The 16,556-nt window shown below is 64.6% G+C and carries 17 protein-coding genes; 16 read left to right on the top strand and 1 reads right to left on the bottom strand.

All coding sequences use genetic code 11. From position 1 onward, the window contains the following. Positions 1–43: 43 nt before the first annotated feature. Positions 44–388, bottom strand: coding sequence for a hypothetical protein (locus IL54_RS23995; RefSeq protein ID WP_156106145.1), 345 nt, complete (start codon positions 386–388; stop codon positions 44–46). Between the two features lie 225 nt (positions 389–613). On the opposite strand from IL54_RS23995, the gene IL54_RS06570 reads away from it, so the two are divergent. The 16 genes from IL54_RS06570 to IL54_RS06505 form a co-directional block, all read left to right on the top strand. Continuing rightward, positions 614–1,507, top strand: a complete 894-nt coding sequence (locus IL54_RS06570) for a baseplate assembly protein (RefSeq protein WP_037477985.1) — start codon at positions 614–616, stop codon at positions 1,505–1,507. Next, positions 1,504–2,148, top strand: a complete 645-nt coding sequence (locus IL54_RS06565) for a phage tail protein I (protein ID WP_037474167.1) — start codon at positions 1,504–1,506, stop codon at positions 2,146–2,148. The genes IL54_RS06570 and IL54_RS06565 overlap by 4 nt, the downstream gene beginning before the upstream one ends. Beyond that, positions 2,145–3,812 (top strand): gp53-like domain-containing protein, encoded by a 1,668-nt coding sequence (locus IL54_RS22165; protein ID WP_052027580.1) that lies wholly within the window; start codon positions 2,145–2,147, stop codon positions 3,810–3,812. Before IL54_RS06565 ends, IL54_RS22165 begins: the two co-directional genes overlap by 4 nt. A 2-nt stretch (positions 3,813–3,814) precedes the next feature. Continuing rightward, positions 3,815–4,249 (top strand): hypothetical protein, encoded by a 435-nt coding sequence (locus IL54_RS22160; RefSeq protein WP_052027579.1) that lies wholly within the window; start codon positions 3,815–3,817, stop codon positions 4,247–4,249. Then, positions 4,249–6,201 carry a hypothetical protein gene (locus IL54_RS22155; protein ID WP_052027578.1) on the top strand — a complete coding sequence of 651 codons (1,953 nt, stop codon included), beginning with the start codon at positions 4,249–4,251 and terminating at the stop codon, positions 6,199–6,201. The genes IL54_RS22160 and IL54_RS22155 overlap by 1 nt, the downstream gene beginning before the upstream one ends. After that, entirely contained in the window at positions 6,198–6,950 is a 753-nt protein-coding gene (locus IL54_RS06550; protein ID WP_156106143.1) for a hypothetical protein, read from the top strand. The genes IL54_RS22155 and IL54_RS06550 overlap by 4 nt, the downstream gene beginning before the upstream one ends. Positions 6,951–6,962: 12 nt before the next feature. Continuing rightward, complete coding sequence (locus tag IL54_RS06545; RefSeq protein WP_156106141.1) at positions 6,963–9,821, top strand: tail fiber domain-containing protein; 2,859 nt, start codon at positions 6,963–6,965, stop codon at positions 9,819–9,821. A gap of 92 nt (positions 9,822–9,913) precedes the next feature. Continuing rightward, positions 9,914–10,450 carry a phage baseplate assembly protein V gene (locus IL54_RS06540; protein WP_052027761.1) on the top strand — a complete coding sequence of 179 codons (537 nt, stop codon included), beginning with the start codon at positions 9,914–9,916 and terminating at the stop codon, positions 10,448–10,450. Further along, positions 10,447–10,797 (top strand): GPW/gp25 family protein, encoded by a 351-nt coding sequence (locus IL54_RS06535; protein ID WP_037474158.1) that lies wholly within the window; start codon positions 10,447–10,449, stop codon positions 10,795–10,797. The genes IL54_RS06540 and IL54_RS06535 overlap by 4 nt, the downstream gene beginning before the upstream one ends. Positions 10,798–10,811: 14 nt before the next feature. Continuing rightward, on the top strand, positions 10,812–11,993 hold the full coding sequence (locus tag IL54_RS06530; protein WP_037474156.1) for a phage tail sheath subtilisin-like domain-containing protein: 1,182 nt from the start codon (positions 10,812–10,814) through the stop codon (positions 11,991–11,993). Between the two features lie 39 nt (positions 11,994–12,032). Beyond that, positions 12,033–12,545 (top strand): phage major tail tube protein, encoded by a 513-nt coding sequence (locus tag IL54_RS06525; RefSeq protein ID WP_037474154.1) that lies wholly within the window; start codon positions 12,033–12,035, stop codon positions 12,543–12,545. A 56-nt stretch (positions 12,546–12,601) separates the two neighbouring features. After that, positions 12,602–12,916 (top strand): phage tail assembly protein, encoded by a 315-nt coding sequence (locus IL54_RS06520; protein ID WP_037474152.1) that lies wholly within the window; start codon positions 12,602–12,604, stop codon positions 12,914–12,916. 8 nt (positions 12,917–12,924) lie between these two features. Next, on the top strand, positions 12,925–13,041 hold the full coding sequence (locus IL54_RS22770) for a GpE family phage tail protein (protein WP_076605466.1): 117 nt from the start codon (positions 12,925–12,927) through the stop codon (positions 13,039–13,041). A 9-nt stretch (positions 13,042–13,050) separates the two neighbouring features. Next, positions 13,051–15,516, top strand: coding sequence for a phage tail tape measure protein (locus IL54_RS06515; RefSeq protein ID WP_037474149.1), 2,466 nt, complete (start codon positions 13,051–13,053; stop codon positions 15,514–15,516). After that, a complete protein-coding gene (locus IL54_RS06510; protein WP_037474148.1) occupies positions 15,516–15,923 on the top strand; it encodes a phage tail protein in 408 nt (135 codons plus the stop codon). Before IL54_RS06515 ends, IL54_RS06510 begins: the two co-directional genes overlap by 1 nt. Continuing rightward, positions 15,920–16,556 (top strand): contractile injection system protein, VgrG/Pvc8 family (locus IL54_RS06505; RefSeq protein ID WP_272945502.1); only part of this gene is annotated, 637 nt, incomplete at its 3' end. The genes IL54_RS06510 and IL54_RS06505, both read left to right, overlap by 4 nt.

Genomic DNA, 16,556 nt, shown 5'->3' with positions numbered 1-16,556 from the left:
GAGAGTTTATCGAACGTTCAACCCGTGAGGAACTGTCCGGCCTTTAGGGGGCAACAACAAACTTTGATTTCTGATCATGACCCCAAATTGCGAACATAATTTTGTTCTTCGCAGCGCTAGCCGATGTTTCATCCATTGAAACTTTGAGGCAACCAGGTTTGGACAAACAGCCATGCTTGACGACCTCTGGGGCTTTTAGAGCCCTAGTTCCCCTATCTATAGTTGCCCGTAAGACAATTGTACCGGCACTATCCAAAATCGCACGACCATTATTTCCGGCAACCTGCTTCGAATCGAAATCGATTGTTTTCAGTGTCTCTGCCACGCTGGAAGAAGGCACCATGATGAGCGAAATTGCTGCAATCCTAACAGATTGAGACATTTGCATGATATAACCTCATTTTAGATAGCCAAGCTATAACGCGCTTTGCGACTGGAGTTTCGGGGTAATATTCGAACCTCTAACCTAATGTGCCTTTTGGTCATCAAGACGCATTAGGATGTAGGCTTTACAAGCACTCTATGAACCTCCCCTGAGTGGGGACATGTGTAGAGCCCCCCTCTACACATGGACGCCGTAGCGCCCGCCCCGCTCTGCGGCCGACATGGCCGCATGACCGATGCCCCCCTCGCCGCCGTCGATCTTTCGCGCCTCCCCGCCCCGGATATCGTTGAGCCGCTCGACTTCGATACCATCCTGGCCGACGCCATCGCGCGCATGAAGGCCTTGATGCCCGACTTCGAAAGTCGGGATAGCGATCCCGCGACGAAGCTGCTCCAGGCCTTTTCCTACTTCGCCCTGCTCCTGCGACAGCGCGTCAACGAAGCCGCCCGCGCCGTCATGCCTGCCTTCGCCACCGGCGGCGATCTCGATAACATCGCCGCCCTTTTCGGCATCACCCGCTTCACCCTGGAACCGGCAAACCCGGCCCAGGGCGTGCCCGCCATGATGGAAAGCGACGCCGATTTTCGCCGCCGCATGGTCCTCGCGCCAGAGGGCTATTCGGTTGCCGGGCCGGAGGGCGCCTATATCTTCCACGCCCTCTCGGCCGACGCCGACATCCTCGATGCCAGCGCCAGCAGCCCGTCGCCCGGCGAAGTCCTGGTCTCCATCCTGTCGCGCACCGGCACCGGGGCCGCCTCGCCTGCCCTGGTGGCCAAAACCGCCGCCTATCTCACCGCCGCAACGCGCCGCCCCTTGACCGACGCCGTGACCGTCCAGTCCGCGACGATCGTCGATTATCGCGTCCTGGCGCAGCTCACGACCTTCAGCGGCCCGGACGCCACGGTCGTCCTGGCCGCCGCCCGCGCACGCATCGACGCCTATGTCGCCGCCTGCCACCGGCTCGGCCGCGACGTCACTCGCTCCGGCATATTCGCGGCCCTCCATGTCGAAGGCGTCCAGAACGTCACCCTGCTCGAACCAGCGGCGGACCTGATCATCACCCGTCAGCAGGCACCGCGCTGCACCGACATCGCGATCGTCGCGGCGGGGGTGGGCGAATGACCTATCCCTCCGTCCTGCCGACCGGATCGACCAGCCTGGAAAAGGCCTTGGAACAGGTCGCCGCCGGTCTTCTCGATATCGATGTGCTGATCCGCGCGCTTTGGTCGCCGCAGGACTGCCCTTACGATTTGCTGCCCTGGTTGGGCTGGGGCGTATCGATCGACCTGTGGGACGCGAACTGGACCGATCCGCAAAAACGCGCGGCCATCGCCGACGCCATTGCCTTTCAACGGCGCAAGGGCACGCCGGTTTCCCTGCGCACCGTTCTGGATCGCTTCGACCCGCTCATCCGCCTGGTGGAATGGTTCGAAGATCGCGACACGCTCGATCCCTTCACCTTCCGCCTCGAACTGCCGCTGCTGGCCGACAGTCGCGTCCTCTATGACGAGAATATGGTGGCGCAGATCCTGCGCGACATCGCCCAGGTCAAGCCGGTGCGCGCTCATATGCTGGCCGTGTTCAAATTGCGCGCGCGCGCGCAGGTCGCGCTCATCGCCGCCGCTAACCTCGCGGGCCTGTCCCGCGTCACTGCCGCCGCCAATGTCACCGCCGCGACCGATCCGGCCTGGGACAATTATCTGCAAACCGAGACTGGCGAGCCGATCATCGACGGCGCTGGCGCCTGGCTGGAGGTTGCATGAGCGATCCCGTCACCATGATGGTCACCCAGGCCGGTCTTGCCGCCTTCCTGGCCGCCGATGCCGCGCATCCCATCGTCATCACTCAGGTCGGCCTGACCCAGAGCGCCTTCGTGGTTGCCCCGACGATCGACGCCCTGCCCGGTGAATTCAAGCGCTTGTCGGCCAGCTTCTCCGGCGACGTGGTGAGCGAAACCATCATCCACATGACGGCCGTCGATGGGACGACCGACATTTACGATCTGCGCGGCCTCGCCCTCTATCTCGATGATGGCACGCTGTTTGCCGTCTATGCGCAGCCCACCCCGATCTTCACGAAAGTGTCGATCGCCAGCTTCCTGCTCGCGCTCGACGTCGCCTTCGCCAATGGCACCGGTAATATCAGCTTTGGCGATGCCATTTTCCTGCTGCCCCCGGCGACCGAGACGCGCGCCGGAATGGCGCGCATCGCGACCAACGCCGAAGCCGATGGCGGGACCGACGACCAGACCATCATATCGCCGCGCAAGCTGCAACGGCGGCTAACGGCGCTGACCCAAGCGACAGATGAAGACCTGACCGCGTTGGCGGACGCGTTCGACCTGATCCTCCAGTCCTTGACGGCCCGCACCATCACCGGGACCGGACTGGTCGCAGGCGGCGGCGACCTTACCCAATCCCGGACATTGGACGTCCCTGCCGCGTCGGGCGCGGAAGCCATTGCGGGGACGGCAACCGACAAGGCGCTCACCCCGGCGGCCTTGCGCGCGGTGCAGGCGGCGCTGTCCATTGGCGTCAGTGGCCTGGCCACCGGCGGCGGCGATCTGACCGAAGGCCGCACGATCGGCGTCCCGGCAGCGACGGGCGCGGAGGCCATTACCGGGACCGCGACCGACAAGGCGCTCACACCGGCGGCCTTGCGCGCGGTGCAAGCGGCGCTGTCGATCGGCGTCAGTGGCCTGGCCACAGGCGGCGGCGATCTGACCGAAGGCCGCACGATCACCGTCCCGGCGGCGACAGGCGCGGAAGCCATTGCCGGGACGGTAACGGACAAGGCGCTCACACCGGCGACCTTGCGCGCGGTGCAGGCCGCCCTGTCGATCGGCGTCAGCGGCCTGGCTACGGGCGGCGGCGAACTGACCGAAGGCCGCACGATCGACGTCCCGGCGGCGACGGGTGGTGAAACGATCGCTGGCACCGCCACGGACAGGGCGATTACGCCAGCGGCCTTGTTTGCCTTGCGCAGCGCGATCGCATTCAGCGGCGGCGGCCTGGTGAAGGGCGGCGGCAATCTCGCACTCAGCCGCACGCTCACCGTCGATGCCGCATCGTCGGCCGACGTGGCTGCAGGATCCGCGACGGACAAGGCGATCACGCCTGCCGCCCTGTCGGGCCTCGCGCGCAGCCTTGGCCAAAATGGCTATGCCTATCTGCCCGGCACCGGCGGCCTGATCCTGCAATGGGGGCGCTTCTCGGCCCCGGCCAACACCACCACGAACACGCTCTTTCCGGTCGCCTTCCCGACCGAATGTTTCGCCGTCACGCCCTGCGGCGGCGCAGCCGGTGGTGCGGATAGCCAGGACAATCCGCCCGTCCTCGTCACCTCCGGCATCACCCGCAGCGGGTTCGCCGTCTTCTCCGCCGACGACACCACCGTCGGCATGGCCTACCTCGCAATCGGGATCTGATCATGGCGATCTATTATTCCGCCACAGCGCACGGATTTTTCGACAGCGCGATCCACACCGACATCCCGGCCGATGCGTTACGCATCGCACCCGCGCGCCATCGCAAGCTGCTCGCCGCCCAGGCCGAGGGCGCGGTGATCGAGGCGGCCCCCACCGGCAAGCCACGCATCCGACGCCAGCTGGTCGACGACGTGCGTGCCCGGATGTTGCAGCAGGTGAAGCGCGAAGCCGCCCGGCGGATCGCTACCATATCGCCGCTCTGGCGGCAGATGAACGACATGCGCGCGCCCGGACCCGATGCCGACGCCCGCTTCGCCGCGATCGATGCGATCCGCGCCGCCTCCGCCCTGATCGAACAGCAGATCGCCAGCGCCAGCGCCGACCAACTCGCCGCGCTGGACATCGCCGCGCACGACGCCTGGCCAAAGGACGCCTGATGCCGAAAATCCCGAACCTGCCGGAACGCACGGGCCTGACCGGCGACGAAAATGTGATCATCGAAACGGGTGGCATCGTCCAGCGCGGCCGCCTGGGCGCGATGGTCGGCGCACTGATCGACGGCGTGGTCAGCGGCATCGGCGCGATCATCCAGCTGGTCGCCAATGAGGTGGAGGTTCAGGGCAATGCGCTGGGCGATTCACTCGCGCCCCCACCAGCCCGCACCTACATGCGCAACGGCGTCTTCCCGATCGTTGATCAGAATGGCGATTCACTGCTTTGGGTCGACATGTTCGGCCGCATCGGCGCACAGGAGTTCGTCTCCGGGCCGAACCCGGAGCCGGTGACCGTCAGCGACGGCAAAGCCATCATTCGCCGCGACCGAGATGGCGAAGTGCTGGAGTGGTATGATTACCGAGAGGGCCGACTGCGCGTCCCCGGCGACCTATGGGACCGGCCCGAAACGTCGATAGCGGGTGCAAGATTTTCGGTAATGGCGGGCGCGGACGTGGTGGCTATCGTCGGGCCGGATGGTGCGCTTATGGACCCCGCGTCGGGATCATCGCCCGTCGCGTTTGTCAAAGACGTGGATGATGGCGGTGGGCCGATCGCGCAAGTCCATGTCGCGACTGGGACGGCTGTGTTTCGCCTGACATCCGCGCCGGTCCATTGCCACGCGCCGCGCTTTATCGCGCCCGGCCTGATCAAATATGCGCGCGATGATGGCGTCATCGCTTCGGTTCGCGCCGTGCTGGATGAGGGCGTGAGCGCCACAAGCATCGAGCATTATGCGGTCCATGGCCAGAGCCTCGCTGGCGGTTCGTCCAATGTGGCCTATCCCGTTACCGCGCCATTTCCGCCCGACCCGAACGTCCTGATGTTCAATGGCGGGGTCCGCGCCGCATTCGGAGACGCGGCTTATAATCCGGCCAATTTCCTGTCGTTCACTCCGGCGTCTGAAGTGTTCGCAGGGACGCGCGGTGATACGGGGCGCACGGCCTTCGGCTTCGCCATGAAGCGCGCCCGGCGCGCGCAGATATTGGTCACGTCTTCGGGCGATGGCGGCGCGCCCTTTGACGAGATCGGCCCCGGAACGCTCATTTGGGATAATCTGCTTTATGGGGTCGAGCGGGGCAAGGTGCTGGCCGACGCTGCGTCAAAGTCCTTTACCGTCCCCGCCGTGCATTGGCGCCATGGTGAATCCAACGCATCGACCAATGCTGCGGGCTATGCGGATATGCTCGATCAGGCGATCAGCGCTATCCAGACCGACATCCCGGCAATCACAGGTCAGTCGGTCCCGCCGATCCTGACCATGCAGCAGATCAACCACACGATTTTGGTTGGCGGCGTCTATACGATTTTCGGGCCGGGCGATGCGCAGGGGATCGTCGGCCTGACCGATCCGCGCGCTATCCTGTGCTGCCCCCAATATCTGGGCGAATATATCGATATCTATCATATGACCTCGCGCGGCTATGCGAGGATCGACGCCTATGCGGCCAAGGCGACGCGCCGCCACCTTTATGAGGGTTGGAGCTGGAAGCCGCTGCATATGGCAGCCGCGCAACACTCTGGCCGCAAGATCATCGTCACCATTGCCGGTGGGATGATCGATCGCGGCGGCGCGATCACGATCGACACCCGCCTGGTAAGCGACCCTGGCCAATTCGGCTTCGCCTACCGGGACAGCGCAAATTCGGCGACCATCGTTTCGGTCGAAGTCGTTGGCCGCAATCAGCTATGTCTCTGGCTTAGCGCCATTCCGACCGGGTCGTCCCCGGAAGTCGGTGCGGCCTATTGGGCGACCTGGGCAAGCTCCGCCCCGGCGCAGGGGCCGACCACCGGCCTGCGCACCTGTATCCGCGACAACGACCCGGAGTGCTGTCCCTTCACCGGCTTCCCTCTCCACAATTACCTCATCAGCCAGAAAATAGGAGTTTCTGCATGACCGTCATTACATCGGATGTTCGGCTGGCGCGCTCCTCATCATCCGTCTTTTCTCGCTCCATGTCTTCTTTCGAGCAGCGCGCTTTGGCGGCGGGCGACTTCGATATTCTCGTCGATCCTATGGAGGTCGCGACAGAATATAAAAATCTACTCAACCTGCGCGATCGCAGGGGCGGCCGATTGGTCACCGCGCGGGGTGGGACGCTGCCAACCTTGACCGCCCTCAACGGTCGTCTTGGGGTGCAGGGCAATGATGCTGGTGGCCATATGCGGGTCGATTACCAATTGCCGTCCAGCTATTTCGTGGCGGCCGCATTCCGCACAGGTACCGATTTTTCGACCACCAACGCCATCATATCGTCGGCAACCCAGGCGGGCGACCGGATGTTGTTCGGGACGATCGGGTCCAAATTGTCTCTGCTGCATGGCGGATCATTTCCGTTAAACGCGACAACGGAAATCGCGCCATCCACCGATTATGTCGCCTGGGCTACATTTGATGCAGAAACAATGGCGGCGGCGATCGGCGTGAACGCCGTCACGCCGGAAAAAGCCTTGCCCCTGCCCATTCTTCACAAAGGTGAGGCGCAGACCAACTTTTTCGGCGGTGAGGCGAGCTGGGGCTTTGACGCGCAATTCGGCCCCGCCGTGGTGTCGTCGGGATTCTTGGGCGGCAGCATCCATGAGGCGCGGCGCGCGGCCATCCTTGCCTGGCTCGGCGAGACGGTCGGCGTTGGCATCGGCGCGTAAAGGGAGATGTTCATGGGAATCGCACAGAGCGTCGCTGCACTACTCGAAGATCTGACCGGCGATTACACGGGTGCGGGGCAAAGCATTCGTGCGAACGGCGCGGAGATCATCCCGTTCAATCCGGCTGCGACCTTTCCCGCTGTATCGATCGGTCATGAAATCCAGAAGCAGGGTGGCGTCCTCGCGCAGCAAAGCCTGATCGGCTACCCGGTCGGCGCGGCCACAGGCCTCGCCTCGGTCACGGTGCCTGTCACTGTGTCGCGCATTGCGACCGCCTTCTACACGGTCCTCAACATCCGGGCAGGCGGGGCGATCTATCGCCGGGCAGGCGTTGGCGAATCGATCTTGCCCGGCGACCTGACCTCGCAGGATGGTGCGCGCTGGACGCTGGCCGAACGGACCCCGACGCCCGAAATGTTCGGTGCGATCGGCAATGGCAATGCCGCCCATATGATGGCGGACACCTATGCGCTGCAAAATGGACTGGACTACAGCGCTGCGGCGGGCGTCTCGCTGCAATGTCTGGCCGCGATCTATATGATCGACGGCTATAAGGGCGCGCGCGAAAGCTGGTCGCCGGGACAGTGGGCGCATGGCGGCCTGATCGTCCCAGACGGGGCGGTGCTGCTCGGCGCGGGCATCGGCAAGACCATATTGCGCAACGCAGCCCAGGATTGGCGTTGCGTGCTGCGCGTTCGCGCCGGTTCGACGTCGATCAGGCATCTGACGATCGATGGAAACCGGGCCAATTGCATCCCCATCCTGCATGGGCCGACCGACGCCGACACCGGCTCCGTCCGCGGCGAAGGCATCATCTATGAAGGCGGCGATACCGTTGGCCTGACCATCGACGTGCATGATGTGAAGATCATGCGGACGGGCCACTATGGCATCGGCGTGCAGAATGTGGGCGTCAAAAGCGCGCTGATCGACAGCATCATTTTCGAGGATATCGGCGGCGATTGCATCGACGTGAAATGGTATTCGATACCGAATTACGACAAAAATCTGATCATCAGCCGGATTATATCCGACGGCTGCGGCAAATATTTCCTCGGCCTGCCCGGCGAGGCCGACAACAGCGCCAACAATGCCAACCAGGCGGTCGTCGATGTCGGCGGCAAATGCATCGTCCGCGACATCTTCGCCATGGGGCTGGATAGCCACGAAAACAGCTATGGCAATTGCTGCGTCCGCCTTCGGGCCAAGGTCAATAGCCAGCACCGCGAGGACGCACGCGGATCGACGGTCGATGGCGTCTATGTCTGGTCGACCAAACCCGACAATGCGGGATCGAACACGCTGCGTCGGATCGTGGGCGTGCAGGTCAATTGCCCGGACATCTCGGTCTCCAACGTCACCGCCATCAACTGCTTCTATGGCCTGCGCGTGCATGACAGCGGCGATAGCGTGCCCCGCAACGTCAACCTGACCAACATCACCGCCATCAATTGCCGTGGCGCGGCGAACGACGCGATGGGCATCAGCATTTCCAATGCTTGCCGGGGCGTGTCGGGAACCAACCTCAAATCGCGCGGCTGCAATATCGGCATCGATATCAAGGGGCGCGGCGGCAGCTATAGCGGCCTCTTTGTCGCGGCCAATGACAACGGCCTCGGCATCACCGATGGCGCGCTGCTCTACAATAATATCGTCGGCATCCATTACGGCACCACCGCCGACGGGGACGCCAATGTCTCCGACACGACCGCGCTCTACACCCCTGCAGCATCGGCGATGTTCGCTCGCATGACGTCGATCACCGCCTGGCGCGGTGCATGGTTGCACCATGTCAGCACCGCCAACGACGCGGCCTGGAACAGCCCTGACGCCAACTGGATCGGCGGCCAGATATTTACCAAGGGGGATGAAAGCGGCGCCCCCGGCGAACAGATGCGGGTCGGCGCGCGCTCGACTGGCGTGAATGGCTCCTCCTTTGACTGGGCGGTGCAGTTCACAGGATCGGCCGCCCCGCAATTTCGCGTCGGCGCGGCGACGGTGCGCTATACCGTGCCTCAACAATATGACGGCACGAACCAGCTTTTTGATCTCTACAACAGCACGAAGAATGACGGCGGCTGGACGGGCGATGATGTCATGCTGGGCGGCCAGCGTTACCTGACGGCCGACACCAGCGGCACCCCCGGCGAAGTCGTGAAGGTCGGCGCGCGCGCCACCGGGGCCAGCGGCACCGACTTCGGCTGGTCCGCGCAGGTCAATGGGACCGTGCGCTTCTTCATTCGCGGCGATATGGTCCAGCTTGGCGCGATGATGCGCTACACGACCGACAATGCTTTCAGCATCGGCACCGCCGCCTTCCGCGCGACGGAGGTCTATGCCGTCAACGGCGCAATCCAGACGTCCGACGAACGGGAAAAACATTGGCTTGGCACCATGTCCGACGCCGAATTGCGCGCGGGTCGCCGCATCCTTGCCGAACTCGGCCACTATCAATGGCTGACATCGATCGCGGACAAGGGCGAAGACGGCGCGCGCTGGCATTTCGGCCCCCGCGCCCAACGGGTCTTCGCGATCCTGGAAGATGAAGGGCTGGACTGGCATCGCTACGCCTGGTGCTGCCATGACAGCTGGGCGGCGGAGGCGGAGGAAACCGAGCCGGTCACCCGCTTCATCGAACGGCAGCAACCCTGTACCGTCTACGAACAGATCGGCACCGATGACGATGGCGAACCCATCTATCGCCAGGTCGAAACCACCGAACCCATGATGGTCGAGGAACCGACCGGCGAGATGCGGATCGTCCGCCCCGCCCGTGCGGCGGGGGACCGATACGGCATTCGACCCGATCAGCTCGCCTTGTTCCTCATCGCGGTGCAGGACGCCCGCCTGCTCGCGCTCGAAGCCGCCTGACGCCCAACCCATGATCCGCCCGGCATGTGTAGAGCGACCCTCTACACATGCCGGGCCGCGCCACCTCCCGCGTCCGGCGGCATGGTCCGCGCATGGCACTTGCGCGAAATCCCGACCAATTGACTGGCGACGTCCTGCGCCTCGGCACCATTGCGTCGGTCGATCATGCCAATGCGACCTGCACCGTCGAAAGCGGCGATATCCTGACCGGCGAATTGCCCTGGATTGCCCAGCGTGCGGGCGCGACACGCATCTGGTCGCCGCCTACCATCGGCGAACAATGCCTGCTCCTGTCGCCCGAAGGGGATATTGAGGCGGGCATCGTCATGGTCGGCCTCTATTCCGACGCCTGCCCGCCCCCGTCATTCGATCCGGTCAGGATCGTGACCGAATATCCCGATGGCGCGATCATCAGCTACGACCATGCCACCCACCGCCTGTCGGCCATCCTCCCTGACGGCGGCACCGCCGCCATCGAAGCGTCCGGCGGCGTGTCGATCATCGGCAATCTCGACGTGACTGGCACCATCACCGCGTCGCAGGACGTTCTCGCCGCCGACATCAGCCTCAAGGATCATCTGCATGGCAAGGTGCAGGCGGGCGCGGCCAAGACGGACAAGCCCGAATGACCGGCATGGCGCGCACCACTGGCGCGACGCTCGATGGCGTCGACCATATCCGCCAATCCGTCGCCGACATCCTCTCAACGCCACTCAACGCGCGCGTCGGCCGCCGCGATTACGGGTCGCAATTGCCCGACCTGGTCGACCAGCCACGCACCGCCGCCAACATCCTGCGCATCTACGCCGCGACCGCGCTGGCGCTCGCACGCTGGGAAAACCGACTTCGTCTGCGCCGCGTCGGCCTGGTCGCGGGCGAACAGCCCACCAGCGCCAGCATCCTGATCGAGGCGGAACGGCGCGATCGCCCTGCAAACGTCGCCGACACGCTCACGCGCATCGTCCTGCCCCTCTAGTCAAAGGATCCACCATGGCCACCGCCACCTTCAAACATGGGATCACCGTTACCGAAGTTTCCAACGGCACGCGCACGCTGGTGGCGCTGTCCACGGCCGTCATCGGCCTGGTCGCCACGGCGGCCGATGCCGATGCCACCACCTTCCCGCTCGATCGCCCTGCCCTCATCACGGACATCGAAACCGCCATCGGGCGGGCGGGCATCACCGGCACGCTCGCCAACTGCCTGCGCGCCATCGCTGACCAGACCCGCCCCATCCTTGTCGTTGTGCGCGTTGCGGAGGGCGACGACGCCGCCGAAACCGCCAGCAACATCATCGGCACCACCACCGACACCGGCCAGCGCACCGGCATGCAGGCGCTGTTGGCGGCCCAGGCACAGCTTGGCGTACGGCCTCGCATCATCGGCGCGCCGGGCCTGGAATCGCAGGCGGTCACCGCCGCCCTGGCCATCGTCGCAAAGAAGCTGCGCGGCTTTGCCTATGCCCGCGCCCTGGGCGAAACCGTCGCGGCCGCCATCACCTATCGCGCCAATTTCTCCGAACGCGAACTCATGCTGTTGATGCCAGACTTTATGGCATTCGACACCGCCGCCAGCGCCAACGTCACTAGCTATGCCGCCGCCCGCGCGCTTGGCCTGCGCGCGCTGATCGACGAACAGACCGGCCCGCAAAAGACCCTGTCCAACGTCGCCGTGTCGGGCGTCGTCGGCCTGACCAAGGATATCTATTGGGATATTGAAGATCAGGACACCGATGCAGGCCTGCTCAACGCGGCCGACGTGACCGCCCTCATTCGCACCGACAACGGCTTTCGTTTCTGGGGCAACCGCACCTGCTCGGCCGATCCCCTGTTCGCCTTCGAAAGCACCGTGCGCGTGGCCCAGCTGATTGCCGACACCGTCGCACGCGGCATGGTCTGGGCGTTGGACAAGCCGCTGACGCGCAGCCTGGCCAAGGACATCATCGAAACCATCAACGGCTTCTTCGCCACGCTCAAGGCGGGCGGCGTGATCCTGGGTGCCCGCGCCTGGTTCGATGAAGCGAACAACAGCGTCATCGACCTCAAGGCGGGCAAGCTGCGCATCGACTATGACTATACCGTGCCCCCGCCGCTCGAAGACCTGGGCTTCATTCAGCGCATCACCGACGTCTATTTCGCCGATTTCGCCAGCCAGCTGACCGAAGCCGCCTGATCGGCCTTCCCCTTATTCCTCATATTATAGGAGCCTGCGATGGGACTGCCCCGCACCCTCAAGGACATGATGCTGTTCAACGAAGGCCTCGCCTATTTGGGCGAAGCCGGATCCGTGACCCTGCCCACCCTCACCCGCAAGATGGAGGAATGGCGCGGCGCTGGCATGAATGCCCCGGTCAAGATGGACATGGGTATGGAGGCGATGGAATTGGAGGCGGTCTTTGGCGGCCCCATGCGCGACATACTGCGCCAATGGGGCGTCACCACCGTCGCAGGCGTCTACCTCCGCTTTGCCGGTGCCTATCAGCAGGATGACACTGGCAATGTGGACAGCGTCGAAATCATCGTGCGCGGCCGCCACGAAGAAATCGAGATGGGCGAACAAAAGCCCGGCGAACCGGGCGAGTTCAAGGTCAAATCGGCGCTCGCTTATTACAAGCTCGTCTGGAACGGCCGCACCGAAATCGAGATCGACCCGCTCGCCGGGATCGAAATCGTCGACGGCATCGATCGCTCGGCCGAGCGTCGCGCCGCCATCGGCATCTTCTGATCCTCCGCCCGGTCGCACCATCGGCCGGGCCATCCCTTCAGACAGGCAGAATTCCCATGAATGACCAGCCCACCGGCCCGCAAATGGCCACCGTCACCCTCGACGCCCCGATCATCACTGGCGATATCACCATCGACCAGGTGAAGATCCGCAAGCCCCAGGCGGGCGAACTGCGCGGCCTCAGCCTCTCGGCCCTGCTCAATCTCGATTATGCGGCGCTCGAAAATCTTCTGCCCCGCATCACCATTCCCACCCTGACCAAGGCGCAGATCATGGCCATGGACCCGTCCGACTTCACCCAATTGGGCAGCGAAGTGATGGATTTTTTGCTGCCGAAGGGCGCGAAGGCGGCGCTCTCCCCGAACGGGTAGACGATGCGATGGCCGATATTGCGGTCATCTTCCATTGGGGACCGCCGGTCATGGACCCCATGGGCCTTGCTGAACTGATGCAATGGCGCGGCCGCGCGGCACGACGGTCGGGCGCGGACAAATAGGACATCGCCATGGACCGCAATCTTCGCATCCGCCTGTTGCTTGATGCGGGCGATCGGCTGACCCGCCCCCTGCGCGAAGCCGCTGGCGGATCGAGCCGCCTGGCCCAGGCGCTGCGCGTCACCCGCGACCGATTGAAAGAGGTCGAACGCGCCCAGGCCGACATTGGCGAATTCCGCCAGCTCAAGACCGGCCTCGCCCAAACCACCCAGCGGATGGAACAGGCGCAGGCTAAGACTGCAGCGCTCGGCCGACAGCTCGCACAAACCGAAAACCCGACCAAGAAACTGCGCGCCGAATTCGAACGGGCACGCCGGGAATCGGCGCGCCTGACCGATGAACATGGCCAGCAATCGACCAGGCTTCAGGCGCTGCGATCCCGCATGGCCGCCGCTGGCATATCCACCCGCGACCTCGCCTCCCATGAACGGCGCCTGCGCGGCGAGGCCGCATCCACCAACGACACGCTGCGCGAACAGGAACGCCGCCTGACCCAGCTCGCCGACCGCGCCCGCCGCATGGCAACGGCCCGCAATCAATTTTCGCAAATTCAGGGGACGGCCACCGGCCTGGCCGCCGGTGGCGCGGCGGCCGTTGGCACCGGCATGGTCGTCGCCGCGCCGCTGCAGGACGCGGTGTCGGGTGCGCTCGACTATGAATCGACGATGACGGACATCAACCAAAAGGTGAACCAGACGCGCGAAGCGGGTCGCCAGATGGGCAAGGATCTGCGCGTCGCCGCCCTCGCCGTCAATCAGATGCCGGCCGATCTGCAAAAGGGCGTCGACACCCTCACCGGCTTCGGCATGGGGGCCAGGCAGGCGACCGACATGATGACGCCCATCGGCCGTGCGGCGACGGCCTACAAGGCGGAGATTGACGATCTCGGCCGCGCGACCTTCGCCGCCCATGACAATCTCAAAGTGCCGATCGACCAGACCGGCAAGGCGCTCGATGTCATGGCGCAGGCGGGCAAAAGCGGCGCGTTCGAAGTGAAGGACATGGCGCAATATTTCCCCGAACTGACGGCGTCGATGCAGAGCCTGGGATCGAAGGGCGTGCCCGCCGTCGCGGATCTTGCCGCCGCGCTACAGATCACGCGCAAGGGCGCGGGCGATTCCGCCACCGCCGCGAACAACCTGCAAAACCTCATGTCCAAGATCAACGCAGGCGACACCATCAAGAATTTCGCGAGGTTCGGCATCGACATCCCCGCCGCCATGAAGAAGGCCGCCAGGGAAGGCCGCAGCCCGATCGAGGAAATCGTGCGCCTGACGCAGCAGGCAACGGGCGGCGACCAGGCGAAGCTGTCGTCGCTCTTCGGCGATATGCAGGTGCAACAGGCGCTTCGCCCGCTCATGTCCGCCTTTCAGGAATATCGCACCATCCGCGCCGACGCGCTGGCCGCGAACGGCACCGTCAACACTGACTTCGCCGATCGCATGAACGATGGCGCGGAAAAGGTGAAGCGCCTGCAGATCCAGTCCAAACTGCTCAAGGACACCATCGGCGAACAACTATTGCCGATGGTCGGCAACATCTCGGAACGCCTATCGGGCTGGGCATCGCGCCTGTCGGACCTGGCCCAACGCCATCCCGGCCTGACCAAGGGGATCGCCGTCGCCTTGGGCGTCATGGCCGCTCTGTTCGTCGTCCTGGGCGGCGGCGCTATCATCGTCGCCGGGCTGGTCGCCCCCTTTGCTGCGCTCGCCGGGGCCGCAACCCTGCTCGGCATCGGCATGCTGCCGCTGATCGGCATCGTCGCGGGCGTGGTGCTCGGCATCACCCTGCTCGCCGGGGCCGCCTATCTCATCTACAGCAATTGGGGTGGCATCACGGCATGGCTCGGCAACCTGTGGGAAGACATCAAATCCACCACATGGGGCGCGATCCAGGCGCTGATCGCCGCCTTCCTGAACTTCACGCCGCTTGGGCTTCTGATACGCGCCTTCACGCCCGCGCTGGCCTATCTCCGCTCGATCAATCTCTTCGACATCGGCCGCAACCTCATCACCGGCCTGATCAACGGCATCACCGACAGGCTGGGCGCACTTAAATCCACCATCGTCAACGCTGCCGGGTCGGCCGCCCGATGGTTCAAGGAAAAGCTCGGCATACACAGCCCCTCCCGCGTCTTTGAGCAGTTCGGCGGCTATATGATGCAGGGGCTGGACGGCGGCATTCAGGCGGAACAACGCGCGCCGATCGACCGTATCAAGACGCTCGCGGCCGACATCAGCCGCGCCATGGCGCTGGGCGCGGCCACACCGGCCATCGCCGCCGCGCCGATCGATGCGCAGGCGGGCGGGACCAGGGCGGCGGCCAGCCCGGCCCGCGCCGCCCCCACCACCTACGAACTCCATTTCCACGGCATCGGCCATGATCCGCGGGATTTCGCCCAGGCGGTGAAGGACGCGATCGAGGCGATCGAGAGGGAAAAGCGCGGACGCGGTTTCGGCGATGAAGGGGATGATTGATGTTGATGGCGCTGGGCATGTTCATCTTCGAAACGCCGACGCTCGCCCATGACGAATTGCAGCGAAAGGCGCTATGGGTTCATGCGCGATCGGGCCGTGTCGGCACCCGCGACGCCACCCAATATATCGGGCCGGGGGCCGAAACCATCGCCCTGTCCGGCGCGGTCTATACCGAAATCGCCGATGGCCTCGTCTCCATCGACATACTGCGCGCCCTGGCGGACGCGGGGGAGGCTTTTCCGCTGCTCGACGGCACCGGCATGATCTTCGGCAATTTCGTGATCGAGGGGATCGACGAACGCCATGCCTTCCTCATGGCCGATGGCCGCGCCCGGCGCATCGACTTCGCGATCGACCTCTTGCGCGTCGATGAAACCGCTCCGGTCGATGGCGATCCTGCCGCATGAACCGGGGCATCAACAATATCGCCGACTGGCGCGTCACCATGGACGGCCGCGATCTGACCGGCGCCATGCGCCCCCGCCTTGTCAGCCTCACCCTGTCTGAAAAGCGCGGCGACGAAGCCGACCAGCTCGACATCATCCTGGACGATAGCGACGGGCTTTTGGCTATCCCGAAGGAAGGGGCCGTCCTGCGCCTGGCGCTGGGCTGGAAACAGGGGCGCGACGTCACCATCGGCCTGGTCGACAAGGGCAGGTACAAGGTGGACGACGTCTCCCACACTGGCCCACCCGATCAGATCCGCATCCGCGCCCGCGCGACCGACTTCACCAGCGACATCCGCAACCGCCGCGAACAAAGCTGGAAAGCCACCACACTCGGCGCAGTCCTGACTGAGGTCGCCGGTCGCAACGGCCTGATCGCGCGGATCGCGCCTGCCCTGGCCGCAACCGCCCTCCCCTCGATCAGCCAGAGCCGTGAAAGCGACATCGCCTTCCTGCGCCGCCTGGGGCGGGACTATGGCGCGGTGGCCACCATCAAGGACAAGACGCTGATCTTCACCCCCATCGGCGCGGGCCAGACCAGCGGCGGCCACACCCTGCCCACCATCACCCTGCGCCGCCGCGACGGCGACGGCC

Origin of the sequence: Sphingobium sp. ba1 (assembly GCF_000743655.1) — a bacterium.
GTDB lineage: Bacteria > Pseudomonadota > Alphaproteobacteria > Sphingomonadales > Sphingomonadaceae > Sphingobium.
Note: the sequence above shows the minus strand (reverse complement) of the source record. Positions and strands in the feature narration are given on the sequence as shown.

Excerpts from the sequence above, each read along its gene's own strand:
- IL54_RS06515 (WP_037474149.1), top strand. The coding sequence starts at position 13,051 with ATGGACCGCAATCTTCGCATCCGCCTGTTGCTTGATGCGGGCGATCGG.
- IL54_RS06510 (WP_037474148.1), top strand. The coding sequence starts at position 15,516 with ATGTTGATGGCGCTGGGCATGTTCATCTTCGAAACGCCGACGCTCGCC.
- IL54_RS06565 (WP_037474167.1), top strand. The coding sequence starts at position 1,504 with ATGACCTATCCCTCCGTCCTGCCGACCGGATCGACCAGCCTGGAAAAG.
- IL54_RS22160 (WP_052027579.1), top strand. The coding sequence starts at position 3,815 with ATGGCGATCTATTATTCCGCCACAGCGCACGGATTTTTCGACAGCGCG.
- IL54_RS22155 (WP_052027578.1), top strand. The coding sequence starts at position 4,249 with ATGCCGAAAATCCCGAACCTGCCGGAACGCACGGGCCTGACCGGCGAC.
- IL54_RS22770 (WP_076605466.1), top strand. The coding sequence starts at position 12,925 with ATGGCCGATATTGCGGTCATCTTCCATTGGGGACCGCCGGTCATGGAC.
- IL54_RS06525 (WP_037474154.1), top strand. The coding sequence starts at position 12,033 with ATGGGACTGCCCCGCACCCTCAAGGACATGATGCTGTTCAACGAAGGC.
- IL54_RS23995 (WP_156106145.1), bottom strand. The coding sequence starts at position 388 with ATGCAAATGTCTCAATCTGTTAGGATTGCAGCAATTTCGCTCATCATG.
- IL54_RS06535 (WP_037474158.1), top strand. The coding sequence starts at position 10,447 with ATGACCGGCATGGCGCGCACCACTGGCGCGACGCTCGATGGCGTCGAC.
- IL54_RS06520 (WP_037474152.1), top strand. The coding sequence starts at position 12,602 with ATGAATGACCAGCCCACCGGCCCGCAAATGGCCACCGTCACCCTCGAC.
- IL54_RS06530 (WP_037474156.1), top strand. The coding sequence starts at position 10,812 with ATGGCCACCGCCACCTTCAAACATGGGATCACCGTTACCGAAGTTTCC.
- IL54_RS22165 (WP_052027580.1), top strand. The coding sequence starts at position 2,145 with ATGAGCGATCCCGTCACCATGATGGTCACCCAGGCCGGTCTTGCCGCC.
- IL54_RS06550 (WP_156106143.1), top strand. The coding sequence starts at position 6,198 with ATGACCGTCATTACATCGGATGTTCGGCTGGCGCGCTCCTCATCATCC.
- IL54_RS06540 (WP_052027761.1), top strand. The coding sequence starts at position 9,914 with ATGGCACTTGCGCGAAATCCCGACCAATTGACTGGCGACGTCCTGCGC.
- IL54_RS06545 (WP_156106141.1), top strand. The coding sequence starts at position 6,963 with ATGGGAATCGCACAGAGCGTCGCTGCACTACTCGAAGATCTGACCGGC.
- IL54_RS06570 (WP_037477985.1), top strand. The coding sequence starts at position 614 with ATGACCGATGCCCCCCTCGCCGCCGTCGATCTTTCGCGCCTCCCCGCC.